Genomic DNA, 635 nt, shown 5'->3' with positions numbered 1-635 from the left:
GCCCGCTTAAGTGGTGAGCAACGCTACCACAACACTCAATTATTGCACCGTAAACACATAAGCCAAATCAAACCAAAACCGCCGAGCGTTGCGAATCCGTCTTAAAGCGTTTGTTAGTTTAAATTGTTTCCGCGTCAGGAATTAGTGCTTTCATTGCATCTGAGAACTCACCCTCGACGTATGACGATATTTTTGCAAACAAACCCCACAAAGCCAGCTCAAACGCGGTATCTCTGTCGGCGTTACCCCAGTCGATAGGAACCATTTTAATAAAGGCTTCAACCTGGTGGGTAAGCCCCTTATGCTCAACTTTATGGGCAATGTTATTTCTAATATTGTTTAGTTTTCTAGCGGCGTTCCAACAATTTTTATCCGCATCTTCAGGGACAAGTGACTGGGCTAAGCAAATTGCTTGATCGCATGTGAGTCGTGCTTCCTTTAACATCTTCGGGTTTGGTAGCTTACTATCGATAACTAGCCTCACTTGTTCTTCTATCAACAAGTGTCCCTTCAATATTACAAGCTCACGCTCTTTCCCATGAGGAAGAAGAGATATAAAACGTTCAAAAGCCTCAAACTGTCTTCCATTCGTGCTCATTGTGACTCCTTTGAACTAACGCTCTGCTAAGCGGCAA

Annotated in this window: 1 protein-coding gene; it reads right to left on the bottom strand. The window is 43.6% G+C overall.

Going from position 1 to position 635, the window contains the following annotated elements; all coding sequences use genetic code 11:
* Nucleotides 1–118: 118 nt before the first annotated feature.
* Nucleotides 119–598 (bottom strand): hypothetical protein, encoded by a 480-nt coding sequence (locus tag ACP45E_RS22420; RefSeq protein WP_017038364.1) that lies wholly within the window; start codon nucleotides 596–598, stop codon nucleotides 119–121.
* Nucleotides 599–635 lie beyond the last annotated feature (37 nt).

Origin of the sequence: Vibrio genomosp. F10 str. 9ZD137 (genome assembly GCF_049974785.1) — a bacterium.
GTDB lineage: Bacteria > Pseudomonadota > Gammaproteobacteria > Enterobacterales > Vibrionaceae > Vibrio.
Note: the sequence above shows the minus strand (reverse complement) of the source record. Positions and strands in the feature narration are given on the sequence as shown.

Excerpts from the sequence above, each read along its gene's own strand:
- ACP45E_RS22420 (WP_017038364.1), bottom strand. The coding sequence starts at position 598 with ATGAGCACGAATGGAAGACAGTTTGAGGCTTTTGAACGTTTTATATCT.